Below are 24338 nucleotides of genomic sequence, written 5' to 3'. Positions count from 1 at the left end.
TAGAAAAAGCCTAGCTTTTCAATCGTTTAGGAGATTTTGTAATGGCATTGAATAACCAACCACATTCGACTGAGGATCAAGAAGTCCAAGATCTAGACTTTGCGAATAAGCCTTCAGAAACACCGGTTGCATCGAATGAGAATGAGATTGTGCCAATTGAAACGATAGAAGAAGCCCACAATGTTCGCATGGTCGCAGAACAAGATTTTGCTGAGCCTGAAGCAAAGCCAAACTTAAATTTTGAAAAAGAGCCAAACTTTGATAGCACGATCAATCGCGTAGATGCGACAATTATTGGCGACGCGCTAGAGACAGGTCGCGATATTCGCTTGCCATTAATTGGACATTTGCCACTACAAAAGCAAGTTCGTTATTTACTTGGTGCGATGGCGATTTCTTTGGGTTTAAGTGCATTGTTCGTTTATTTAAACGCAAGTCAATCTGCCTTAATTTCTACTCAAGCACAGATTTCTGGTGAGATTTTGATGCACTCCCAGCGTATTGGTAAAGCTGCGCCAAATGCGATTTACGGTAAACCAGCCGCGTTCTCTCAGTTGGATGAGAGCCAAAAGACGATTAATGCAAACTTGGATATTTTGCTCAATGGTGGTGAATACAAAGGGCGTTCAGTGTCGAAGCCAAGTTCTTCGGTTGAACCGATTTTGAAAGCTACTAAAACGGCTTGGGCAAACTCTAATAAAGCCGCGACAACAATTACCAAAACGAAAAAAGAGTTGGCGAGTTTCCGTGAAGATCTTGAAAACATGAACTTGTTATCACCGACTTTGGAAAGCCTGACTAGTGATATTTCTACCAAAGAAGTGCAGGGCGGCGCATCTCCGCAGGCGATTTTCGCGTCTGGTCAGTTAGTTATGTTGACGCAGCGTTTGGCTCGAAGCGCAAGTGAATTTATGACTCCTGAAGGTATTAATCCAGAGAAGGCTTTCTTGTTGGGTAAAGATGCGAATACTTTCTATGAATTGGTTGAAGGTTTCTTGAATGGGAGTGAAATTAATAAATTGGCAGCCGTGAAAGACCCTGCTATTCGCTCATTGCTGGTTGAGTTGCAAAAAGTTTTCGTGGATTATAAAAAGAGTGTTGATAGTATTTTGACAAAAAATAACGAGTTTATTGCGGCGAAAAATTCTGAACAGTTAATTTTTAATGAGAACGAAGATCTCAAACAAAAAATTTCAACATTGGAAAAAACCTACACTGCACAACAAGACTCAACGAACTTATCTTTCTGGTTCTTGATGCTATCTGCAGCGGTTGCGCTGGTATCTGCAGCGGGTATTGCAGTTGTGTTGTTGCAAGATAGTCGTAATCGTGCGAAAGAGGCGAATCAACGTCGTCTCGAGGCCGATGCGCAAATGCAATTGGCGCAGAAACAAGAGGAACAAGCGAACGCTGTTAATGAACAAAATCAGGCTGCGATTTTGCGCTTAATGAATGAATTGCAAGAAGTGGCGGATGGTGACTTGACAGTTCAAGCAACGGTTTCAGAAGATATTACTGGTGCGATTGCTGACTCCGTTAATTACACGGTGGAAGAGTTGCGTGGTCTGGTAGGTCGTGTTACGACAACTGCGGTACAAGTTACAACCGCTTCTTCTCAAGCGCAAAATATTTCAGATGAATTGTTGGAAGCTTCTCATCAACAAGCTCGCGAGATCGTTGATGCAGGTAAAGCGATTACCACTATGGCAAACGATATTACCGAAGTTTCTCGCTCTGCGAATGAATCCGCAGAGGTTGCGCGTCAATCAGTTGCTGCTGCTGAGCAAGGTGCGTTAGCGGTGGAAAACACGATCAAGGGCATGAACGAGATTCGTGAGCAAATTCAAGAAACTTCTAAACGTATTAAGCGTCTCGGTGAATCTTCACAAGAGATTGGTGAGATCACAGAATTGATTTCCGATATTACTGAACAGACCAACGTTTTGGCGTTGAACGCGGCGATTCAGGCGGCATCTGCGGGTGAAGCTGGTCGAGGCTTCTCGGTTGTTGCGGAAGAGGTTCAGCGTCTCGCGGAACGTTCAGCGGAAGCGACCAAACAAATTGGTGCGTTGGTTCGTACGATTCAAACAGATACTCATGACGCGGTTGCCGCGATGGAAAAATCAACACAGGGTGTGGTTGAAGGAGCTAAATTGTCAGACGCGGCGGGTACCGCTTTGTCTGAGATCCGTAGCGTTTCAAACCGCTTGGCGGAACTGATTCAAGGTATTTCACTTTCCACAGAACAGCAGGCAACATCCGCGAACGGCGTTGCGCAAAATATTCAACACATTTTGACGATTACCGAAAAAACACAGAACGGTACCCAACAAACCTCTCTCTCCATTAAAGACTTGTCTAAGTTAGCGGAAGAATTGAAAAACTCAGTATCACGATTCCGAGTGACCGCTTAATTTTCGACAGCAAGCTACTCAGTTGTTAGCTTGATTATGCACGTAACGCGGAAGACTTTGTCTTCCGCTCAAAGAGTTCGCGGGGTTTAAGAATGACATCAGGTTCTTCTAAAACGTTGGATTCAGGACAAGAGCAATTTGATATTGCTCCCTTGTCTTGGGTCATGACGGAATTAAGGGAAGCACTTTCCAGTGCAGGTAAGTTGTTGAGTGGTGCGCTTAATCAGGAGGCTGATGCGCAATCGACCGCTTTATTGCAGGCGAAAAGCTATTTACATCAGGCGCATGGCGCTTTGCAAATTGTTGAAGTTGAGGGTGTTTCAATTGTCACAGAGACAGTTGAAGAGCTAATTGAACGTATGCAAGCCGGCAAGTTAGAAGTATCTGACACCGCTGTTCAATACATGACCGAAGCATTTTATGCAGTGCTTAGATATCTCGAAGATTTGTTGGCTGGAAATCCTCAGCAGCCAGTACGTTTGTTTCCAGAGTATCGCGCCTTGCTGGAATTAAAGGGTGCTGAGCGCATCCATCCCGCAGATTTGTTCTTTCCTTCTTTGTCAGTTCAGGAAAAAATTCCTGAGATGACACTTTCAGGCAAGGTATCGGAAATCACTTACGGTGCAATTCGTTTGCGTTTTGAGAAGTTGCTGCTGACGGTGTTAACCAGCAAAAATCCCGAAGCAAAGTTGGAAGCATCGAATCAAATGAGTTTGTTGATTCGTGAGATTGAACAAGCGCAAACAACTTCGCAATCAAAAGCATTTTGGTTGGTGATGCGCGCTTTTGCTGAATCTACCGCATCGATTGATGCCAAAGATGAGCGTCATATCAAGCAAATTTGGGGGCGGATTAATCTACAGATTCGTCGTTTGGTCGAAGGTAATAGTAGCATTCCTGAGCGATTGCTACGAGACGCTTTATTTTTTATTGCGCAAGTTCGTGAGCCTTCTGCTTTCGTGACTCAAATTCGTAAAGCGTATCAGTTGGATCACCATGTACCAACGGATTACGACCAAAAACGGTATGGCTTAATCTCTCCCGAGGTATTGGGAAGTGCAAAGGAACTTTTAGCCAATATCAAAAATTTGTGGGGACGTATCTCAAATGGAGATATGTCTTTATCCGAAAAGTTCTTTCAAAAAATGAAGGAGTTGGCGGATCTCGGTGTCAACCTGCAAACGCCACCATTAACTAAGCTATTAAAAGAATTAAATGGTATCGCTAGCCATGCCGTGCGCGCGCAAGACAAAGAGCGTATGGGTTTGGAATTGGCCACATGCTTACTGTTCTTGGAAAACTCTTTAGAGCAAATTACGCACTTGCCAGCGAATTTTTCTGCGCGTGCAGATGAAATTTCTGGTCGCTTATTGTCCGTCGTTAGCGGTGAGATTCCAGACGCCCAAGTGACTTGGATAGGCGAAATTTCTCGCGAGGTGCAACAGCGTCAAACCATGGGCGTGTTGGTCAATGAAATGCAGTCTAGTTTGAAGCAAGCAGAAAAAGCATTAGATGAGCATTTTCGAGATGTTTCCAATACGGCGATTTTGGCTCCCGTTGATGGTATTTTGGCGCAATTAGGAGGAGCTTTAGCCATCTTGGATCAGGATGATGCATTAGCTGCGGTTAATCATACCCGTGGTTTAGTGAACTCTTTTGCGAATGGTAATAGTGACTTAGCGCCTACCGATTTAGATGCGTTACACCAAAAGGTTGCACAAAATGTCGGTGCTTTATCATTCTTCATTGAGACTTTGCAGAATCAGCCTGAATTGGCGAAGAAACGCTTTGTTTTTGATTCCGCAACGGGCTCATTTCAATCGAAGCTATTAGAAAAAGCGCCAGAAAAAGAGCTATTGCCATCGATTGAGCTGGAAGCGAATCCTCAGGCGATGCAAGCAACTGCAGAACAAGATTTGATTCAGCAACAAAAGGAATCTGAACGTTTATTAGCCTCCTTAGTTGAAGCGCCAGAAGATTCTGATTTGCAAGCAAAATTAAAAGATTCACTTGATCATGAGCGCTCGTATGCAGCCTTGTTAGATGACAGTGAGGCGAGTGCGCGCGCAAAGACCGCGATTGATCTACTAGCTCAAGCGGACTTAAGTCAAGCAGCTGCGCTCGATGAAATCGTCGCTGCGACTACTCATGTAGAAAGTGCTCCTGCTATCGAGTTGAGTCAAGAACTTCCAGAAACAGAAGCCGAAATTGATGCGGAGCTATTGGAAATCTTCTTGATGGAAGCCGATGAAGTGCTTGGAGCAGTTCGTGAGAACATTCCACTTTCAAGACACGATACCAGCAACCAAGAGTACTTAATTCGTCTACGCCGCTCTTTCCATACCTTAAAAGGTAGTGGACGCATGGTTGGTTTGATGGTGTTCGGTGAAGGCGCTTGGAACATAGAACAAGTCATGAATTTGTGGCTGTCCGAATCGCGTGCGGGTACAGAAGCCTTGTATCAGCTGCTTGAGTACGCGACAGAACAAATGGATGCTTGGGTTGAGGAGCTGAAAACTAAAGGTAGCTCGAATCGAAATTCCGACTTAATTATTGCGGCGGCCCTGCGCGTCAAAGAAGGTTTGGATTTCAGTATTGATGCTGTTGCACCTGCGATTGATTCTGCTTCGCAAGAGGAATTTGCATCGGGTGAGGTGACCGAGGAAGTAATCAATGCGGTTGCATTGGAATTGCCTGCAGATGAAGAAGCAGAGCTCCAGATACCGGAACTTCACATACCAGAATCAGAATTGCTCACAGATGTCTCTGAAGAGCTAGATGCGCTTGAACCTGCCTCTGAAGTCATGTTACCGGCATTGGATTTGTCGAATGATATTCTTGAATTTGAAGAACAGTCTAAGCTAGATTTGGCAGATGATACTTCAGACCTGCTTGAGCCAATTAGCAATCTCGAGCAAGCTGGAGCGCAAGAGCTTGAGTCAATTTCTTTGGCGAACGTAGATGAATCTCAAGACGAAATTCAAGTCGACGCTCAAGACAATACTCAGGACGAAACTCAAGATTTGAATGAGCCACCAATTGAGTACTTTGAGCAAAAAATAAATCCAGACTTGGCGCCTGAAGTGGGAATGAGGGAATCAGATTCACTGCAAGTGACTGATGGCGAGATTGAGCTTGAAGAGCATCTGCAAGCGTCTTCCGAGCCAGAATCCACTTCGGAAGTTGAACCCAATATTGCACGTCAACAGACGGCGCAGATTATTGAATTCCCTGACTTCTCGATGCCAATCGCCAACGAAGCTGATAACACGAAGCGAATTGGTGAAATTGAAATTAGTCTGCCATTACATACGATTTATATGGCAGAGACCGACGAGATTGTGCGTTTCCTTGCGCAAGATTTTGCAGAGTGGCGCCATGAGCCAACACGCCCAGTTTCTCGCCATGCTGTTCACGCTGCCCATTCATTAGCTGGTAGTTCTGCGACGGTTGGCTTGTTCGCCGTGCAAGAGTTGGCGCATAGTTTAGAGAATGTCTTGCAACGATTGGAGCGCCATCCTGTCAATTTAGAGCCAAATGAATTTGATTTGTTGGATCATGCTGTCGATTGCGTAAAAGGGATGCTGCAGAAGTTTGCCTTGTCGGAAATGGCAGAGCGTGCTCCACAAGAAAACCTACAATTAGCACACTTGTTAGAACAAGTGATTGCGCGATCAAAAGTTGGTGATGATGGCGAGTTCATTACATCGACAAATGAGCGCCTTGATCCGGTTTTACTCGATTCTCAGTCTGAATTGGAACAAGTATCGGAAACAGTTTCAGAACAAATCGCAGAGCAAAATTCCGAGCAAAATTCGGAGCAAACATCCTTAATTCAAGACGCAATTGAGCAAGATGTGCTATTGCTTGCAATAGAAACGGATGAGATTGATTCAGCAGCAGAGTTACTATCATCAGAGCCAGTAGAAAATATTGAAGAACTCAGTATTTCGGCTATTGAGCTTATAGATGAAGAGCCATCCACTATAGCTGTTTCAGTGCAAGAAGACAGTTTGCCAGTATTGGAAGAACATGCTGTTCAGCTAGAAAATGATGTAAAAGCTGAAGCAGAGCTTGAAGCAAAAGTAGAGGCAGAAGTTCAAGCAGAGCCAGCCTTAATGGAACAAGCATCTGTGACTGCGGCAGAAGTGCCTGAGCTTGCACCTGTTTCTGAAGAGTTCCTTGCTGAAGACAACACTGACGAGCCTGTGCTGATCACGCCGACAGTAGTTCCAGCTTATGTAGAACAAGAAGCTGTGATAGATCGTGCCAGTTCAGAGATTGAGCTGAAAATTAGCGATGAGATTGATCACGATTTACTTCCAGTGTTCTTGGAAGAAGGTAATGATCTGTTGCCGATGATCGGTCAGTTATTGCGTTCATGGCAGCAAAGTCCGGATGATGATGCAATTCCTCAATCCATTTTGCGTTTGATGCATACGGTAAAAGGTAGTGCGCGGATGGCTGGCGCGATGCAACTGGGTCAGCATACGCATGACATGGAAACGCGCATCGAAAACTTGATGCACACCGGTAGCACGATTCGTCAACCATTGTTGGAAGATTTGTTGTCTCGTCACGATTATGCGATGCACTTATTTGAGCGATTGCAAAATCCTGATTTGGCAATACAGGTGATGCCTGAAGCTGACTTGCATAATTTGTCAGCAACCGAGGAATTAAATCAATTTGAACTTGCAGAACCAAGTGCTTCAGCACAAGATTCTGAGCCCGTAGTAGCAGTATCTAATGAAGATACTAGCGTGCCGACGCAAGTATTGGATCAAACATCGCCTGAAGTTGAGCCAGCAGTAGATCAAGTGATCGACGCGCAAGCGCCAATCGCTCAATCTCCAGCTGTCGAGGCTGTTGCAACGACAAAACCAGCGATTGTATCTCGCGCTTTACGACAAGCAATGCCGCAAACGCCGACGGCTGTTGGCGCGGCGAGCAACGCTCCAGTTCCCTTGGTACGTGTACGTGCCGATATTTTGGATCGCTTGGTGAATCAGGCCGGTGAAGTTTCTATCTCACGTTCTAAATTGGAAAACGAAGTTGATACTCTAAAAGCGTCTCTATCCGAGTTGACCGAAAACGTCAGTCGTTTGCGTGATCAATTGCGTGAAGTAGAGATTCAAGCTGAGACGCAGATTACTTCACGTATGGCATTCTCAGGCGATCGTGAATTCGATCCTTTGGAATTTGACCGCTTTACACGTTTGCAAGAATTAACGCGGATGATGGCTGAGAGCGTTAGCGACGTTGCTACCGTGCAAACGGCATTAAATCGTACGATCGAAGGCGCAACGATCGATTTGAATGCACAAGCGCGATTAACGCGTGAGTTACAGCAAGATTTGATGCGCGTCCGCATGATTCCATTCTCCAGTGTGTCAGAACGCTTGTACCGAATTGCGCGTCAGACCGCGAAGGAAATGGATAAACGTGTCAATTTGGATATTCGCGGTACTTCTGTTGAAATTGACCGTAGCGTTTTGGAAAAAATGGTTGCGCCATTCGAGCACATGTTACGTAATGCGATTGTGCATGGTATCGAAGCACGTCAAGACCGTATCGCACGTGGTAAGAGTGAAGTTGGTGAATTATTGATTGAAATTCGTCAGGAAGGTAACGAGGTTGTTATTCACTTCACCGACGATGGTCAAGGTTTGAATATCAATCGAATTCGTGAGAAAGCGAAAAATGTTGGTCTGTTGACAGACGAAAATTATGTCAATGAATCGGATGTCGTCAATCTGATTTTCGAGCCTGGCTTCTCGACTGCAAGTGAAGTCACTGAATTAGCTGGACGTGGCGTTGGTATGGACGTTGTGCGTTCTGAAGCGGCCTCCTTGGGTGGACGTGTTTCGGTCAGCACTGTCGAGGGGCAGGGAGCACATTTCACGATTCACTTGCCATTGACGTTGGCGGTCACGCAAGTAGTTATTTTGAATGCAGGTGGAAAAACATTTGCGGTGCCGTCAGTGTTGGTTGAACAGGTTCAGCAATTGAAGTCCGCTGCACTTGCAAGTGCTTACAACGATGGTGCGATTGTGTGGCAGGGTAATCGCGTGCCTTTACACTACTTACCAAGTATGTTGGGCGAACGTGATGCGACGCCAGACACCCAACAGTACACACCGATTTTGATTATGAAGAGCGACAATGAACGTGTTGCAATTCACGTTGATCAAATTATTGGTAACCGCGAGGTGGTGGTGAAGAACGTTGGGCCGCAATTGGCGCGTATGATTGGTATTGCTGGTGCGACGGTGCTTGGTTCGGGCAATATCGTGTTGATTCTAAATCCAGTTCCATTGGCGCAGAAGATCGAACATGAACGTGCTAAATTACCAGACGCCCACATTGACAGCGCTAATCCAGAGATGGGTGCCGTGGCGGAAATGGTGGAGACGCAGGCAACACCAGCGAACGTCGAACCAGTGCAAGGTTTGCGTACCCATCATATCGTGATGGTGGTGGACGATTCTTTGACCGTGCGTCGTGTCACGCAACGTTTGTTGGTGCGTGAAGGTTATCAGGTCGTGTTGGCGAAAGACGGTATTGATGCGCTCGAACAGTTGCAATCAATCACGCCAGATGTGATGTTGGTTGATATTGAAATGCCACGTATGGATGGTTTCGATTTGACGCGCAACGTACGCAGCGATTCAAGAACTCATCATATTCCAATTATCATGATTACTTCACGTACCGCAGATAAACATCGCAACTATGCGGCTGAATTGGGTGTTAATGAGTACTTTGGTAAACCTTATCGCGAAGATGATTTGTTGGCAGCGATTAGTGGATTTGTGAATAAGCAAACGGAGTTAGTCAGCTGATAGCAGATGCAATAAGTCAAATTACGTTTTAGTTTGATACTTAGAAAAACGCCTCGAAAATTTCGAGGCGTTTTTTTATGGTTTGTTTAACTTACTTTTTTCACGACGCTGTATCGCTCTAATGTTCGCAGGCGGGCAACATCGTGTGCGACGATTGGTTGCGGATAATCGACGCCTAACTGGATATTTGCAGCACGCAATTCGATAGGACTAGTATTCCAAGGTGCATGAATTTGTTTTGCATTGAGTTTAGCGAGTTGCGGCAAATAGCGACGTATGAATTTACCCTCTGCGTCGAATTTTTCCGATTGTGTGATCGGATTAAAGATCCGAAAATAAGGTTGAGCGTCACAACCAGTGGATGCCGCCCATTGCCAACCGCCATTGTTTGCAGATAAGTCGAAATCGTTTAAATGCAAAGCAAAATAAGCTTCTCCCCAACGCCAGTCGATGCCAAGATCTTTGACTAAAAAACTGGCCACGACCATACGCAAGCGATTATGCATGTAGCCAGTTTGATTTAGCTGTAGCATTGCGGCATCGACTAAGGGATAACCCGTTTTACCTTCACACCACGCTTCAAATAAGCGCTTCGCTTCGCTTCCGCTTTCCCATTGAATCGCATCGTATTCTGGCTTGTATGAATTTCCGACTACGCGTGGATTGTGATACAAAATCATAAAATAGAAGTCGCGCCAAATCAGTTCTGATAGCCAAACGCTGGCACCGTCGTTGCCGCTCGCCGTTCGAATGTGCCGCATTGCTTGGCTTACTAAATATCGGATTGAAACTGTACCGAAGCGTAAATGTACCGATAAATATGATGGACCTTTAATCGCTGGAAAGTCCCGCGCATGACTATAGCGATCGATACGAGTCAGGAAGTCATCAAGCAATGTCGCACCTGCGCACATACCACCTTGTAATTTCAATGCATCTTGATCGAGTTCCTCAAACCCTAATTCAGCTAAGCTGGGAAAGGGGGACTCCACATATTCTGCAAAGTTGTCGACGTATTTTGCGACAGGATAGGATTGAAAATAAAAGTCAGCTCCGCCTTCGGTTTCTGAGGCTAATTTTTTTAACCAAGCATTTTTATAGGGTGTGAATACCGAGAACGGTTTCCCAGCCTGACTCAGAACCTCACCTTGTTCAAAAATAACTTGGTCTTTGTAGTCGATGAAGTCGCACTGGAATTGACTTAATTGCTGACGAACTTGCTGATCGCGCGCGATGGCAGTTGGTTCATAATCACGATTAGCAAAAACAGCATTGACACCTAACTTTGCCGCTAGACGCGGAATCTCAAGGGCTGGATCACCATGTAAGGTGATCAGATGTGTGCCTATTTTTTTTAGTTCTTCCCGTAGCTCTTGTACGCTTTGGTGAATAAATTGAACACGGCGATCTTGTTTTGGTAAAGCTTGCAATATTGTTGTATCAAAAATAAATACGCAATAGCAAGATCTCGACTGTTTTAATGCCTGATATAAGGCGGCATTATCAAAATGCCTTAAGTCTCGACGAAACCAGAATAAGCTTTTTGTATAGGTCATATTTTCAAATAACCAATGATTTGTTTTTTATAGGAAAGAGAAGTGTCACTGTTAGCCTAGCCCGTGACCATAGCACAGATCATAAAAGCACACTAAAACTGATAAAATATCGGGATGAAGAAGCGAACACAAATAAATTCCCCTAAAGAAGAATTTGATGACGAGGAAATTGAACTCCTCGTACATGATTTCTCTGATACTTTAGAAAAAGCAATTCAACGAAGGATGAACCTGTCTGACGCAGTCGTGAATGAGCAAGCACTGAATCTGAGTAACCATTTTTTGATCGCTATGCCTGGTATGGCGGATCCCATTTTTGGTGGCACCGTGATTTACATGTGCGAACACAATTCACGCGGTGCGATGGGGATGGTGATTAATCGTCCAACTGATATGACGATTGCCGAGCTGTTTGATCGTATTGACCTGCAATTAGAAATTATTCCGAACTCCCATCCATTGGGACAACGCCCCGTTTTATTTGGTGGACCGGTTCAAAGTGACCGGGGATTTGTTTTGCATGCGAACGTTGGTAAGTTTTCTTCATCATTAAAAGTGAGTGATGAAATTTCATTTACCACTTCGCGCGATATCTTGGAATCGCTCGCCGCTGGTGAGGCGCCGCAACGACTTTTGCTAAGTATTGGTTATGCTGGTTGGGATGCTGGTCAATTGGAAAAAGAAATTCTGGCCAATGGATGGTTAACCGTACCGGCGGATTTAAGCGTGATGTTTGATACGCCAGTGGAAGAACGTTTTGATGCTGCGATGAAGTTGCTGGGCTTTGATCCTTTGATGTTAGCTGCCGAAGCGGGGCATGCTTGATGGCGACTGTCGATAACGCCAATGTCAGTGGAACAATTTTAGCCTTCGATTTTGGCCTAAAGCGGATCGGTGTCGCGGTTGGCAATACCTTGATGCGTCAAGCACAAGCTTTAACGATTATTCAAGCACCGAGTAATGACGGTAAATTCGTGGCGATTGCGAGCTTAATTCATGAGTGGCAGCCAGTATTGTGTGTAGTTGGCTTACCGATGCACCAAGATGGCACCGCACATGAAATGACGACGCGTTGTCAACGTTTTGCTAATCAATTACACGGACGTTACGGTGTTCAGGTCGTGTTGGTTGATGAACGTTATTCGTCCGCCGTGTTGCACGCTAAGCAGGGTGAACGAATCGATGATCAAGCGGCTGCCGTCATTTTGCAACAATATTTTGATCAAACATAACTTGAAGACTAAAGATGAAAAATCCACAGTTAAATAAGAACGGCGAACTGCAACACTTGTTGGGTATCGACGGTTTGCCGAAAAAAATCATTACTCAAATTTTGGATACGGCTTCATCTTTTGTCAGTATTGGTGAACGCGAGCTTAAAAAAGTACCATTGATGCACGGTAAAAGTGTGTTCAATTTGTTTTTTGAAAATTCAACGCGAACCAGAACAACGTTTGAAATTGCGGCGAAGCGATTGTCTGCTGATGTGATTAATCTCAATATCGCAGCCTCCAGCGCGAGTAAAGGAGAATCCTTACTCGACACGATAGATAATTTGGCCGCTATGCATGCCGATATGTTTGTGGTTCGCCACGCGACATCGGGCGCGCCATTTTTGATCGCGCAACATTTGAACGATACAAAACAACGTCATGTCCATGTGGTGAATGCCGGTGATGGTCGTCATGAGCATCCAACCCAAGGTTTGTTGGATATGTACACGATTCGTCACTACAAGAAAGATTTTAGTAATTTGACGGTAGCAATCGTCGGTGACGTTTTGCATAGCCGAGTGGCGCGTTCTGATATCCATGCGTTGACGACCTTGGGTGTTGCCGAAGTGCGTGTAATTGGTCCGCGCACTTTGTTGCCGGGTGGCTTAGAACAAATGGGTGTGCGTGTGTTCACTGATATGAATGAGGGCTTGAAGGGCGTGGATGTCGTGATTATGTTGCGACTCCAAAATGAGCGTATGAATGGCGCATTATTGCCCTCGACTCAAGAGTACTTCAAGCAATATGGATTAACGCCAGAACGCTTGGCATTAGCGAAGTCAGATGCGATTGTGATGCATCCGGGTCCGATGAATCGCGGTGTGGAAATTGATTCTGCAGTAGCAGATGGTCCGCAGGCCGTTATTTTGTCGCAAGTGACCTTCGGCATTGCGGTGAGGATGGCGGTGATGAGTATTGTTTCTGGCAGCAATACTTAAGTCAGTCTTCCCAGTAGATCAAGAAAAAACGAACAGCAAGATAAGACGAGAATTTTCGGAAAGAAGCTAAATGAATCTTCATATTAAAAATGGCCGAGTGATCGATCCTGCAAGTGACTTAGATGCAGTGAAAGATCTGTTCATCGATGCTGGAAAAGTTGTCGGAATTGGCGATGCGCCAGCAGCATTTGTCGCGACACAAACGATTGATGCGAATGGTTTGGTGGTCATACCTGGCTTGGTTGATTTAAGCGCACGTTTGCGCGAACCTGGCTTTGAATACAAGGCAACCTTGGAATCCGAGTTGCAAGCAGCAATGCGTGGTGGTGTGACAAGTTTGGTATGTCCTCCAGATACTGATCCGGTACTCGACGAGGCTGGCTTGGTTGAAATGTTAAAGCAAAGAGCCAAGATGCAGCACAAGGCGAATGTGTATCCTTTGGGCGCTTTGACGGTCGGCTTGCAAGGGCAAAATTTGACTGAAATGGCAGCATTGACCGCAGCTGGATGTGTGGGCTTTTCGCAAGCGGAAGAGCCAATCGTCGATACCAATGTGCTGCAACGCGCTTTATCTTATGCCGCAACATTCGGCTATATCGTTTGGTTGCGCCCGCAAGATGCCTTTGTCGGTAAAGGTGGCGTGGCACACAGTGGTCCGTTAGCATCGCGTTTGGGTTTGTCTGGCGTACCCGTGATGGCGGAAACGATTGCCATGCATACCTTGTTTGAGTTGATGCGTGCGACAGGCGCAAAAGTACATCTATGCCGTATTTCTTCTGCGGCAGGTTTAGAACTGATTCGTCAGGCGAAAAAAGAAGGACTCGCCTTAACTTGTGATGTTGGTATTCACCATGTGCATTTGACCGATAACGATATCGGCTATTTTGATTCTAATGCGCGTCTAACGCCACCGCTACGGAGTCAGCGCGATCGTGATGCGATTTTGTTAGGATTGGCAGACGGCACAATTGATGCTATTTGTTCAGATCATACCCCGGTTGATGATGATGAAAAGGCTTTGCCATTTGCTGAAGCTTCTGCGGGCGCAACTGGTTTGGAATTGTTATTGTCATTGGCAGTCAAATGGGCCGATGATAGTCGCGGGGCGATTAGCTTAAAGCAGGCAATCGCAAAAATTACACATGATCCAGCGGCATTAGTTGGTTTGGCTGGTGGCCAAATTAAATTGGGAGCGGCTGCTGATCTATGCCTTTTCGACCCGAATGCGCGATGGGCGGTACGTGCAGACGCGCTGGTTAGTCAAGGTAAACATACGCCTTTCTTAGGGTATGAATTGCCCGCTGTCGTCAAAGCGACGATTGTGCACGGCCGAATTGCGTACAACTCTCTTTAATTGTGTTTCAAGAAAATCCCACAAGTTGTAAGACTTGCGGGATTTTTTGTTGATGGTTTTCCTTATTTCATTGGTTTGGTGATGCATGCCTAAATTGCGATTTATCCGTGTACTTTTGCATGTGTTCGTGGGCGTATTAACGTGTGCCTTGATTTTTCCATTTGTTGCGGCAGTTAAACGCGAGGCTTTAGTTAAGCGCTGGTCTTTGCAACTTCTTACTTTGTGCGAAGTGAAAGTGCGTTTGCTTGACCAAAGTGGAGGCCAGATTCCCGATCATGCTTTGATTATTGCGAATCATGTGTCATGGCTGGATATTTTTGTGATTAATTCGTGGCAGGCTTGTCACTTTGTTGCCAAGGCAGATATTCGTGCTTGGCCGATTGCAGGTTGGCTCAGTGCGCAAGCGGGTACAATTTTTTTGGCGCGTGGAAAACAAAGAGAAGTTCGACGCATCTATGAGGGATTGGTGCATCAACTACGCGACAATAAACGAATTGCATTTTTCCCCGAGGGTACAACCGGCGCGCAAGGCGGCATATTGCCATTTCATGCCAATTTATTTGAAGCAGCGATCGAAGCAGAAGTGCCTGTTTTACCGTTCGCTTTACGCTATGTGGATGCACAAGGGCAGCTGCATCCAGCTGCCGATTTTATTGGCGAAATGACGTTTGCAGAAAGTATGAAACTGATTTTGCAGTCAGATGTGATGACAGCAGAATTGATACAACTGCCAATGATTCCCACCGAGGGAGCACATCGTCGAGAAGTCGCACAAGTTTCTCGAGAATTGGTGGCGAAAGCTCTGGGCGTATCGTTGTAAGATTCTTGGTTTTTGAGTCAAATCCGTTGCGCATTGAAGTCAGAATGGTGATTGATGTTGCGGACTTTTCACCTGTAATACAAGTCGGTCTTCTAAACGGACTGCCGTTAATTGTCCGCCCCATACGCATCCAGTATCGAGACTAATTAAGTCGTCACGCTGAATTAATCCGAGTGTCGACCAATGTCCAAAGACGACGGTGCAAACTTTTGTGGCACGCTGGGCAAGATCGAACCACGGTCTCAGGTTTTGCGGTGCTTTTTCAGCCCCTTCTTTCACATCAAAATCCATACTGCCATCGGCGTGACAAAAGCGCATGCGGGTTAAGCCATTGATGATGCAGCGCAGGCGATCTGCTCCTTGCAATTGGTCGTGCCAAAGCTTTGGTGTATTGCCGTACATACTACTTAGCAAGTGAAGGTAATGCTCGCCGCGTAATTGTGTTTCGACCTCATGTGCCAATGCGAGGGTCTGAGATTTTGTCCAATTAACGAACACGCCCGCGTGCACTAATAGGTGTTGATCAACATCGATGGCGAGCGGTCGATGGCGCAACCAGTCTAATAATTCCTTGCAATCATTTGCTGCAAGAAGTTCGTCTAAGGTATCGCTACGATGTGAGGGACGAACTTGATTCGCAAGTGCCAACAAGTGTAAATCATGGTTGCCCAGCACACTATCAGCGCGAGATCCTAAATTCTTGATCAATCGTAGCGTCTGTAATGATTTTGGCCCGCGGTTAACAAGATCTCCCGCAAATAGTAAACGTGCCTGAGGATCGACCGTATCGATTAGGCGAATCAATTCGACTAATTGATCGTAGCAACCTTGGACATCGCCAATGACGAACGTGCTATGCATGAGAGCTATTGCGCAGCGCCGAGACGTTTCGCTTCTGCTTTGCTAATTAGTGCTTGTTGTTTCTCTTCTTCTCTCATGCTGTTTGTCATCATGGTTGGCCATCCTATCAAATGCTGCTCGGTGATTTCTGCTAAAGCGCGCAAGCCATCTGGGGACTCATTTAAGCAAGGAATGTAATGAAAGCTTTGTCCGCCCGCTGTTAAAAACGCTTGACGCACTTCCATCGCAATTTCTTCCAAAGTTTCTAAGCAGTCAGCCAAAAATCCCGGGCACACCACATCGATACGTTTTACACCTTGTTTTGCTAGTGCTTGTACAATTGGCTCTGTGTAGGGCTGTAGCCATTCAGCACGACCTAAGCGTGATTGAAAAGTGACCACATAATCTTCTTTGCTTAGCCCCAATTGTTCTCCCAGTAGACGTGCGGTTTTATAGCATTCGCAATGGTAAGGGTCGCCGCGCATCAAAAAGGCTTTGGGCAAGCCGTGAAAACTCATGACCAGTTTTTCTGGCTTGCCATTTTGCTCCCATGATTGCAGGATTTTATTTTTTAAGGCGAGGATATAACTTGGATGATCGTGATAATGCTTGATAAAACGTAGCTCAGGTACATTGCGCGTTTGTTGATAATGCTGGGTGACCGCATCAAAATTTGATGCGGTAGTTGTCGCTGAATACTGCGGGTAAGCAGGAAGGATTAAAATGCGATCATAGCCTTCGGTTTTTAGTTGACTCAAAACGTCGGGAATCGAAGGGGAGCCGTATCGCATTGCATGCACCACATTTACTTCGTGTCCGCGTTCACCCAAATAGCCTTTCAACAGCATGGCTTGTTTGCGGGTGTGAACTAATAAAGGCGAGCCTTCATTGGTCCAAATCGTCGCATATTTTTCTGCTGATTTTTTTGAGCGAAATGGCAGAATAATTAAATGCAAAATCATCCACCAAACTGCGCGTGGGATCTCTACCACACGTTGATCCCATAAAAATTGTTTGAGATAACGCTTTACTGCGCTCGGTGTTGGTGCATCGGGTGTTCCGAGGTTGATCAGCACGACTGCGGTATTGACTAATTTACCGTGAGAATAATCAGGTTCTTTAAGAAATGCCATTCTGAACTTTCTATCTTGTAGCTGCGTTATTTTTATGAAGCGAGTAATTCGCGTGCATGTTTGCGGGTAGTCGCGGTAATTTCCACACCGCCCAACATTCTTGCGATTTCTTCGACTCTTTGCTTATTATCAAGCGCCGTAATTTGGGAAAAGGTTTGATTATTTTCCTGTGTTTTACTCACTTCAAAATGTTGATTAGCTTGGCTTGCAACCTGCGGCAGATGCGTTACACATAACACTTGTCTATCTTGCCCAAGTCGCTTCAATAAACGTCCTACTACTTCAGCAACCGCGCCGCCTATGCCGCTATCGACTTCATCAAAGATCAGCGTTGGCGTTGCCGTGGCACAGGAAGTAATCACCGAAATGGCTAAAGAGATGCGCGCTAGCTCACCGCCTGAAGCGACTTTGGCCAGTGGTCGTAACTGCACGCCAGCGTGTCCGGCAACCATAAATTCGATCGTTTCTAATCCCGTCGAGCTTGGTTCGCAACTGACTAATTGAATCGCAAAGCGTCCTCCTGCCATGCTCAAGTCTTGCATCGCTGCGCTTACCGCTTGTCCTAATTCTTGCGCCAATGCTTGGCGTTTTTTGCTCAGCTTTTGCGCTTCGTTTAGGTAGGCTTGGTAGGCCAATTCTTCTTGTTTTTTTAAGGACGCGATATCGGACGCGCCTGACAATTGTTGAAGTTGTTGTTGCAAACTGGCGAGTTCGCCAATCAACCCCTCAGGTTCGACATGGAAGCGGCGCGCAGTGCTGTGTAGGGTTTCAACCCGATGTTCTACTTGCTTTAATCTCGCTGGATCAAGTTCAACTCGACCAATATAGTCGTTTAGTGCATAAGCACATTCTTGTAAATTAATTCTGGCGGATTCAAGTGATTCAACAATTGGCGTTAGTTTGCTATCAAACTCGACTAGTTTATTGAGTCTTTGTAGGGTGGAAGAAACTTGCGACAATATTGGGTGATCGGATTCGGCGAGAACGTCGGCAGCTTCTTGCGCGCCTTCCAATAAACTGGCGGCGTGCGCTAAGCGACTATGTTCTTGGTTGATTTCTTCCCACTCGCCTTGTTTGAGCTGTAGCTTATCTAGTTCTCCAACTTGCCATTCTAGGCGCTGGCGTTCCTGCAAAATATTTTTTGCATTTTGCTCAAATTCTTCTCTTTGCTTTGCCAAACTGCGCCAATGTTTGAAGCGCTGAGCAATTTCGTTTGTGAGCGATTGCAGACCGCCTTGCATATCGAGAAGTTGGCGTTGTGCTTCGGTTTTTAATAGAGATTGATGCGCATGTTGGCCGTGAATATCAACCAGCAATTCACCAAGTTCCCGCAGTTGTGCTGCAGTTGCATTGATGCCGTTGATGTAGGCTTTTGAGCGACCGGCATTGTCAATCACTCGACGAATCAATAGCTGCTCATCGTCAGCAGAAAAATCATGTTCTTTCAACCAATCGAGAGCAGCGCTATTGCAAGAGAATTCTGCACAAATATCCGCTTTTTGCGCACCTTCTCTGACCATGCTAGCATCACCTCGACCACCTAAAGTGAGTGCTAGTGCATCAATCAAAATTGATTTGCCAGCACCAGTTTCGCCAGTAAAGACGGTAAAGCCAGCAGAAAATTCAAGTTCAATCGCATCAACGATAACAAAGTCACGAATAGCAAGCGTACGAAGCATAGGATCAAATCGAAGTATTGGTGAATAAGCGAAATTATTTAAAGTGAGTGTATCAACTTGTGGGTATATTTTACCGTAGTGCTAGGTACTGGGTGTGATAAAACACTGTATTTATTTACAGTTCTTTGCGGGACAAGATTTTGCGACGCTGAATTAATTCAGCGCGCCTTCGACGGAAGGGTATTCGTTCCAGTGCAGTTTTTCGCGCAAGGTGTGGTAGTAGTTCCAGTCCTCTGGATGCCAGAAAGTAATATGATGTGTCGAACGTTTGATGATGATCTTATCTTTGTGATTAAGATTGGCAAAGGATTGCATATCGAAATTCACACTAGCATCGCGCCCAGCAACGATTTCAACACTGATCACGCTTGTGTCTGGTAAGACAATAGGGCGATTCGAGAGTGCATGTGGCGCAATCGGAACCATTGCAATTCCACCTAAACTAGGATGTAGCAGTGGACCACCAGCAGATAAAGCATAAGCAGTTGAACCAGTAGGGGTTGATACGATTAAGCCATCAGAGCGTTGGTTGTACATGAAATGCTGATCGACTTCGACCCGCAATTCAATCATGCCAGAGCCTGCACCGCGCGACAGTACGATGTCATTGAACGCGACACCGCTGAATATTTGCTCGCCGTCTCTCACTACGATCGCTTCCAGCATACGACGTTCTTCCGCAATGTGTTTGCCACTTAAGATGTGCGCAACCACAGAAATCATTTGATCACGTGGGATATCCGTGATGAACCCCAAACGACCTTGGTTAATTCCAATTAAGGGAACATCGTATGGCGCTAATTGCCGTGCAATTCCTAGCATGGTTCCGTCACCACCGAGTACGATCGCCACATCAGCACTTCGACCGATATCGGCAACTGATAAGGCCGGGAAATTATTTAAAGCGAGATTTTGTGCTGAGTCGGTATCGAAAACAACCACATGCCCAGCATCGGCAAGAGAGTTTGCTAACTCATTTAACGATTCTCCCATACCAAGCGCATTGTACTTACCGATCAAAGCTATGGTTTTAGATATCGTTGTCATAGAGTAGGAACAAAGTTTAAATAATTCTTAAGATTACACTATTCTCAGCGACTTCTTAGCCAATTCTCAGTCACTTTGCAGAAATTGTTGGTGAATGTATATGTTCTGTTGTTTGGTTTGAGTTCTTCTATTTTATTTTTGATGGAACTTACCAAATTGCCGGTCGCGTTACTTTTGGTGCTGGTTCAAGCATTCTTTGTCTCTGGCGTATCCTAGTAGGTACGTAAGTCGAGAAAATAATAATACTCGCTGTTTTTTTGATAGCCCAATGCGGTGTAGAGGCTTTGACCTTGATAATTGTCGTGCGCTGTTTCAAGGAACAAACCTTTGGCTTTGGTACTGATGGCAAAATCTCGCGCTCTATCCATTAATTTTCGGGCGATCCCTTGTCTTCTAGCTGATTGGTGGACATATAAGTCATTCAGTATCCAAAGGCGTTGTGCCGAGACTGAAGAGTAGCTGGGGTAAAGCTGTACAAAGCCTAAAGCTTGTCCAGATGCATCGTTTGCGAAGAATAGTATGGACTCCTGATTTTTCAGTCGCTCGAATAGAAATCGACGCGCGAGATCAAGGTCACTCTGTTGCTGGTAAAACACGCGATAAGCGTCAAATACAGGAGCAATTCGTTCTACATCGTTGGCATTGGCTTGTTGGATAAGAATAGTCATAAATGGCGGGGGAGTTAAATTGGGCAAGAGTCGTGAGTTTGGATTGATATTGTATGTGAACTGATTTCAATCGCATTGAAGCATTTTTATCAATTCAAATCATATCAAGTCAGATTGAATCAAACTAGCTTGCATTGAGTCGCATAGGCAGCGGCGCTTCGGTTACACTCGCTTGTTTTGATGCATGAACTTACGGTTTTCTTTTAGGCGATTTAAATGACGATCAAGGCACTTATTTTTGACTTAGACGACACCTTGTGGCCAGTCGCACCGGTAATTCAGCAAGCCGAGGCAAGCTTGCATGATTGGATCGCTGAGCAATTGCCAACCTTGACGACACGTTATTCAATTGAAGCGTTAAGAGAAAAAAGACAAATTTTACAAAAGACCGAGCATCGTTTTTCTTACGATTTATGGGCTTTGCGACATACGCTGCTAAAGCAAGTATTTGCTGAATTCGATGCACATCCAGAGTTGGCAGATCAGGCGATGCAGGTGTTTGCCGATGCGCGGAATCGCGTTACGTTTTATGAGGATGTGATGCCAGCTCTTGGAATTTTAAAACAACGCTTCATTTTAGGATCCATCTCTAACGGATTTGCTGATCTTGAGTCTATAGGTTTAGATACGCATTTCTCTGTATCGTTAGCAGCGCATACATTTGGCTGTGCCAAGCCAGATCCACGGATTTTTTTGGCAATGCTAGAAAAATTACAGTTAAATCCAGCGGAAGTGATGTATCTGGGTGATGATCTTCGCTTGGATGTAGTCGGTGCACAGCAAGTTGGTATGCTGGCGACATGGGTAAATCGAAAGGGCATTAATTTGGCAGAGAGCGAGCATGCGAACATCAAACCGGATTTGATCGTGCGCGATATGCAAGAATTATTGCGAGAACTCAAGTTAATTGCGTATTGATTGTTGGAGGTTTGCAAAAAATGATCCGTTTGTGAGGCCGCTAGCCTAAAATAAAACTATGCAACTAGATAATCGCGCTCAAACCTTATTAAAAGCCTTAGTGGAACGGTACATCGCAGATGGCCAACCAGTAGGCTCACGTGAACTTTCCAAAATTTCGGGCTTGGAATTGTCTCCAGCAACGATACGCAATGTCATGTCTGATTTAGAAGACATGGGATTTGTCACGAGTCCGCATACTTCATCGGGTAGGATTCCAACCCCACGTGGTTATCGCATTTTTGTTGATCAATTACTGACCGTGCAAGAGCTCGACGAAACTGTTTTGGAGAATGCATTGGGCGCGCGTATGCCATCGTCAATTATTGCTGGTTCGCCACAAAAAATGATTGCCAATGCGGCGCAAGTGCTCTCATCCTTATCGCAGTTTGCAGGCGTCGTGATGACGGCACGGCAAGAATCGGTGTTTAAGCAGGTTGAATTTTTACGATTATCAGAAAAACGCATCTTGTTGGTGGTGGTTACTCCCAACGATGAAGTGCATAATCGTTTATTACTGACCGATGTTGACTATACGCCAACTCAATTGATACAAGCGGCAAATTATTTAAATCAAAATTTTGGCGGGCAAAGTTTTGATCAGGCGCGGGTCAACATTAAGCGCGAATTACGTGAGTTACAAGGCGATATGAATCGTCTAATGCATGCTGCATTGCAAGCGGGCAGTGAGGCAATGGCAGAAAATGCCGAAGATATGGTGATCTCAGGTGAGCGTAATTTACTCAATGTTAGTGATTTGTCGTCGAATATGAGTTCTTTGCGACGTCTTTTTGATTTGTTTGAGCAAAAGAGTGGATTGATGCAGTTGCTGGATGTATCAAGTAATGCGTCTGGTGTTCGAATATTTATTGGTGGCGAATCGCAGTTGGTGCCGATGGAAGAAATGAGCGTCGTTACTGCGCCGTATGAAGTCAATGGTAAAATCGTTGGTACTCTCGGGGTCATAGGCCCAACGCGGATGGCATATGAGCGAGTAATTCAAATTGTTGATATTACTGCTAAACTTTTATCAAATGCGCTGAATCATTAATTTTCTAATGACTAATTGGTGTATTTAATTTGGGTCAGCTACTGTAAGGTATTGGCGACGATGAGTTAGTGAGTCGATAGCTTCGACACACTTGGATTAAACATAAATCTTGTATAAAAAATGGCTGACAATAAAGACATATCTGTGCTGATCGTTGATGATAATGACATGACACGAGAAACTTTGCGTGTGATTTTGCGTCACGATGGATATAACGTCATCGGCGAGGCTTTGGATGGAGATGCTGCGTTGGAAATGGCAACTAGATTGAAGCCCGACATTATTTTGCTAGATGTGGTGATGCCCAAAGTGAGTGGTATCGAAGCATTAAAGAGCATCAGAATGGTGATGCAAGACGTGTTTGTTTTAATGGTGACGGCAAGTACAGACCAAGAAGTTGTATCTGAAGTAGTTAAAAGTGGCATTAGTGGCTATATTATTAAACCATTTAATGCAAAAAAGGTGCTCGATACAGTGGGAAATGTGGTTGGTAAAGTGCGTGCTAATCGTAAGCAAAAACCAGCCCAGACTTGAGTGCGGTTGAGGTAGATGAAAAGCTTCTCTAAAGATTGAAGATTTTGTCGAGTAAATAGCAAAAATCAATTTCATCGGTAGAAAAGACAAAAGCGGGATTTTTCCCGCTTTTGTCTTTTCTGGATGCGTACAAGTTATTTCTTGTTAGCGCAATCTTTCTTGGTGCAATTTCCATACAAAGCTAATGAGTGCTCAGCAATGGCAAAACCGCGCTCTTCAGCAATGGCATGTTGACGTTTTTCAATTTGATCATCAAAAAATTCTTCGACGCGACCACAATCTAAACAAACGAGGTGGTCGTGATGCGAACCTTCATTCAGTTCAAAAATTGCTTTGCCCGATTCAAAGTGATTGCGATGCAATAAACCTGCTTGTTCAAATTGCGTTAGCACGCGATAGACAGTCGCCAAACCGACATCCATGTTTTCTGTTAATAAGATCTTATACACATCTTCCGCAGTTAAGTGGCGTACTGTGCTACTTTGAAAGATTTCCAAGATTTTTAAACGTGGCAGAGTCGCTTTTAAACCGCTCGCTTTTAGGTCAGGCGTGTTATTTGTCATGTTTTCATTCAAAAGAAGGCTAAGTGCTTTATGATATCGGGTTTTGGAGCTGCGTAAGAAATTTCTGCTATCTTATATGAAGTTTCCCAGTTCGACATTCTTGCTTGAAAAATTGAGGTAGTTTATGCAATTCACCCGTTTTACAAAGATCTCTCATCGATTTGCTTTAGTTGGCATGGCGTCCTTGTGTGTCGTGCTGTCTGGTTGTGCGACAAAGAAAGCAGAAATTGCAGAAGCAGATGCAAATGCTGTCAAAGGAACACAAATCGTTAAGCCAACTGGTGTTGAAAAGTTGTTTGGTTTTATTTCGCCGTATCGAATTTCGATTCAACAAGGTAATTTCGTGTCGCAAGAAATGGTGTCTCAATTGAAAGAAGGCATGACACGTGAGCAAGTCCGTTTCTTATTGGGCACTGCTTTATTGACCGATATGTTTCACGAAGATCGTTGGGATTATCCATTCCGTATGTTGAAACCGAATGGTGAAGTGATCTCTAGTCGTTTGGCGATTTTCTTCAAAGACAATACGGTAGCGCGTTTTGAAGGTGGTAATTTGCCAACTGAAAAAGAATATCTCGCGCACATTACGAGTTCGGCAATTACATCACGTAATGAATCGATGCCTACAGAAGAAGCACCTAAGAAAAAATAAGCCAATAAATCAG

Annotated in this window: 18 protein-coding genes; 11 read left to right on the top strand and 7 right to left on the bottom strand. The window is 44.9% G+C overall.

What is annotated here, in order from left to right:
* Nucleotides 1-41 precede the first annotated feature (41 nt).
* Complete coding sequence (locus IE103_RS03785) at nucleotides 42-2414, top strand: methyl-accepting chemotaxis protein (protein ID WP_229827049.1); 2373 nt, start codon at nucleotides 42-44, stop codon at nucleotides 2412-2414.
* Nucleotides 2415-2506: 92 nt separating this feature from the next.
* The gene (locus tag IE103_RS03780) at nucleotides 2507-9259 is read left to right on the top strand and encodes a hybrid sensor histidine kinase/response regulator (RefSeq protein WP_189344641.1); all 6753 of its coding nucleotides are present in this window, start codon (nucleotides 2507-2509) and stop codon (nucleotides 9257-9259) included.
* 86 nt (nucleotides 9260-9345) lie between these two features.
* Here the strand turns inward: IE103_RS03780 and IE103_RS03775 are convergent, their stop codons facing one another.
* Nucleotides 9346-10815: a cryptochrome/photolyase family protein gene (locus tag IE103_RS03775; RefSeq protein WP_189344640.1), complete on the bottom strand. Its 1470-nt coding sequence runs from the start codon at nucleotides 10813-10815 to the stop codon at nucleotides 9346-9348.
* Between the two features lie 225 nt (nucleotides 10816-11040).
* Between IE103_RS03775 and IE103_RS03770 the strand changes: the two genes are divergently transcribed.
* From IE103_RS03770 to IE103_RS03750, 5 genes are all read left to right on the top strand, one after another.
* Nucleotides 11041-11640, top strand: a complete 600-nt coding sequence (locus IE103_RS03770) for a YqgE/AlgH family protein (protein ID WP_189345089.1) — start codon at nucleotides 11041-11043, stop codon at nucleotides 11638-11640.
* The gene (gene ruvX / locus IE103_RS03765; protein ID WP_189344639.1) at nucleotides 11640-12047 is read left to right on the top strand and encodes a Holliday junction resolvase RuvX; all 408 of its coding nucleotides are present in this window, start codon (nucleotides 11640-11642) and stop codon (nucleotides 12045-12047) included. Before IE103_RS03770 ends, ruvX begins: the two co-directional genes overlap by 1 nt.
* Nucleotides 12048-12061: 14 nt before the next feature.
* Nucleotides 12062-13027, top strand: coding sequence for an aspartate carbamoyltransferase catalytic subunit (locus tag IE103_RS03760; protein ID WP_189344638.1), 966 nt, complete (start codon nucleotides 12062-12064; stop codon nucleotides 13025-13027).
* A 70-nt stretch (nucleotides 13028-13097) separates the two neighbouring features.
* Nucleotides 13098-14381, top strand: a complete 1284-nt coding sequence (locus IE103_RS03755) for a dihydroorotase (RefSeq protein ID WP_189344637.1) — start codon at nucleotides 13098-13100, stop codon at nucleotides 14379-14381.
* Between the two features lie 85 nt (nucleotides 14382-14466).
* Entirely contained in the window at nucleotides 14467-15201 is a 735-nt protein-coding gene (locus tag IE103_RS03750; protein WP_189344636.1) for a lysophospholipid acyltransferase family protein, read from the top strand.
* A gap of 39 nt (nucleotides 15202-15240) precedes the next feature.
* Here the strand turns inward: IE103_RS03750 and IE103_RS03745 are convergent, their stop codons facing one another.
* The 5 genes from IE103_RS03745 to IE103_RS03725 form a co-directional block, all read right to left on the bottom strand.
* A complete protein-coding gene (locus IE103_RS03745; RefSeq protein ID WP_189344635.1) occupies nucleotides 15241-16062 on the bottom strand; it encodes a symmetrical bis(5'-nucleosyl)-tetraphosphatase in 822 nt (273 codons plus the stop codon).
* Nucleotides 16063-16067: 5 nt separating this feature from the next.
* Nucleotides 16068-17174, bottom strand: a complete 1107-nt coding sequence (hemH, locus tag IE103_RS03740; RefSeq protein WP_189344634.1) for a ferrochelatase — start codon at nucleotides 17172-17174, stop codon at nucleotides 16068-16070.
* 32 nt (nucleotides 17175-17206) lie between these two features.
* Nucleotides 17207-18853, bottom strand: a complete 1647-nt coding sequence (gene recN, locus IE103_RS03735) for a DNA repair protein RecN (RefSeq protein ID WP_189344633.1) — start codon at nucleotides 18851-18853, stop codon at nucleotides 17207-17209.
* A gap of 153 nt (nucleotides 18854-19006) precedes the next feature.
* A complete protein-coding gene (locus IE103_RS03730) occupies nucleotides 19007-19900 on the bottom strand; it encodes an NAD kinase (protein WP_189344632.1) in 894 nt (297 codons plus the stop codon).
* A gap of 212 nt (nucleotides 19901-20112) precedes the next feature.
* A complete protein-coding gene (locus tag IE103_RS03725; RefSeq protein ID WP_189344631.1) occupies nucleotides 20113-20568 on the bottom strand; it encodes a GNAT family N-acetyltransferase in 456 nt (151 codons plus the stop codon).
* Nucleotides 20569-20784: 216 nt separating this feature from the next.
* On the opposite strand from IE103_RS03725, the gene IE103_RS03720 reads away from it, so the two are divergent.
* The 3 genes from IE103_RS03720 (at nucleotide 20785) to IE103_RS03710 (ending at nucleotide 23110) form a co-directional block, all read left to right on the top strand.
* On the top strand, nucleotides 20785-21486 hold the full coding sequence (locus tag IE103_RS03720; protein WP_189344630.1) for an HAD family hydrolase: 702 nt from the start codon (nucleotides 20785-20787) through the stop codon (nucleotides 21484-21486).
* Nucleotides 21487-21544: 58 nt separating this feature from the next.
* Entirely contained in the window at nucleotides 21545-22576 is a 1032-nt protein-coding gene (gene hrcA / locus IE103_RS03715) for a heat-inducible transcriptional repressor HrcA (RefSeq protein ID WP_189344629.1), read from the top strand.
* Between the two features lie 120 nt (nucleotides 22577-22696).
* A complete protein-coding gene (locus tag IE103_RS03710) occupies nucleotides 22697-23110 on the top strand; it encodes a response regulator (protein ID WP_189344628.1) in 414 nt (137 codons plus the stop codon).
* Nucleotides 23111-23244: 134 nt separating this feature from the next.
* Here the strand turns inward: IE103_RS03710 and fur are convergent, their stop codons facing one another.
* Nucleotides 23245-23673 (bottom strand): ferric iron uptake transcriptional regulator, encoded by a 429-nt coding sequence (fur, locus tag IE103_RS03705; RefSeq protein WP_189344627.1) that lies wholly within the window; start codon nucleotides 23671-23673, stop codon nucleotides 23245-23247.
* 124 nt (nucleotides 23674-23797) lie between these two features.
* Between fur and IE103_RS03700 the strand changes: the two genes are divergently transcribed.
* A complete protein-coding gene (locus tag IE103_RS03700) occupies nucleotides 23798-24325 on the top strand; it encodes an outer membrane protein assembly factor BamE (RefSeq protein WP_189344626.1) in 528 nt (175 codons plus the stop codon).
* Nucleotides 24326-24338 lie beyond the last annotated feature (13 nt).

Origin of the sequence: Affinundibacterium macrobrachii (assembly GCF_014652415.1) — a bacterium.
GTDB classification, from domain to species: Bacteria; Pseudomonadota; Gammaproteobacteria; order Burkholderiales; family Burkholderiaceae_D; genus Undibacterium; species Undibacterium macrobrachii.
The sequence above is the reverse complement of the archived record's forward strand: the minus strand, read 5'-3'. Positions and strand labels throughout refer to the sequence as shown.

What these genes read in the sequence shown, in the direction of transcription:
- IE103_RS03785 (WP_229827049.1), top strand. Translation starts at nt 42, where the DNA reads ATGGCATTGAATAACCAACCACATTCGACTGAGGATCAAGAAGTCCAA.
- IE103_RS03780 (WP_189344641.1), top strand. Translation starts at nt 2,507, where the DNA reads ATGACATCAGGTTCTTCTAAAACGTTGGATTCAGGACAAGAGCAATTT.
- IE103_RS03775 (WP_189344640.1), bottom strand. Translation starts at nt 10,815, where the DNA reads ATGACCTATACAAAAAGCTTATTCTGGTTTCGTCGAGACTTAAGGCAT.
- IE103_RS03770 (WP_189345089.1), top strand. Translation starts at nt 11,041, where the DNA reads ATGAACCTGTCTGACGCAGTCGTGAATGAGCAAGCACTGAATCTGAGT.
- ruvX (WP_189344639.1), top strand. Translation starts at nt 11,640, where the DNA reads ATGGCGACTGTCGATAACGCCAATGTCAGTGGAACAATTTTAGCCTTC.
- IE103_RS03760 (WP_189344638.1), top strand. Translation starts at nt 12,062, where the DNA reads ATGAAAAATCCACAGTTAAATAAGAACGGCGAACTGCAACACTTGTTG.
- IE103_RS03755 (WP_189344637.1), top strand. Translation starts at nt 13,098, where the DNA reads ATGAATCTTCATATTAAAAATGGCCGAGTGATCGATCCTGCAAGTGAC.
- IE103_RS03750 (WP_189344636.1), top strand. Translation starts at nt 14,467, where the DNA reads ATGCCTAAATTGCGATTTATCCGTGTACTTTTGCATGTGTTCGTGGGC.
- IE103_RS03745 (WP_189344635.1), bottom strand. Translation starts at nt 16,062, where the DNA reads ATGCATAGCACGTTCGTCATTGGCGATGTCCAAGGTTGCTACGATCAA.
- hemH (WP_189344634.1), bottom strand. Translation starts at nt 17,174, where the DNA reads ATGGCATTTCTTAAAGAACCTGATTATTCTCACGGTAAATTAGTCAAT.
- recN (WP_189344633.1), bottom strand. Translation starts at nt 18,853, where the DNA reads ATGCTTCGTACGCTTGCTATTCGTGACTTTGTTATCGTTGATGCGATT.
- IE103_RS03730 (WP_189344632.1), bottom strand. Translation starts at nt 19,900, where the DNA reads ATGACAACGATATCTAAAACCATAGCTTTGATCGGTAAGTACAATGCG.
- IE103_RS03725 (WP_189344631.1), bottom strand. Translation starts at nt 20,568, where the DNA reads ATGACTATTCTTATCCAACAAGCCAATGCCAACGATGTAGAACGAATT.
- IE103_RS03720 (WP_189344630.1), top strand. Translation starts at nt 20,785, where the DNA reads ATGACGATCAAGGCACTTATTTTTGACTTAGACGACACCTTGTGGCCA.
- hrcA (WP_189344629.1), top strand. Translation starts at nt 21,545, where the DNA reads ATGCAACTAGATAATCGCGCTCAAACCTTATTAAAAGCCTTAGTGGAA.
- IE103_RS03710 (WP_189344628.1), top strand. Translation starts at nt 22,697, where the DNA reads ATGGCTGACAATAAAGACATATCTGTGCTGATCGTTGATGATAATGAC.
- fur (WP_189344627.1), bottom strand. Translation starts at nt 23,673, where the DNA reads ATGACAAATAACACGCCTGACCTAAAAGCGAGCGGTTTAAAAGCGACT.
- IE103_RS03700 (WP_189344626.1), top strand. Translation starts at nt 23,798, where the DNA reads ATGCAATTCACCCGTTTTACAAAGATCTCTCATCGATTTGCTTTAGTT.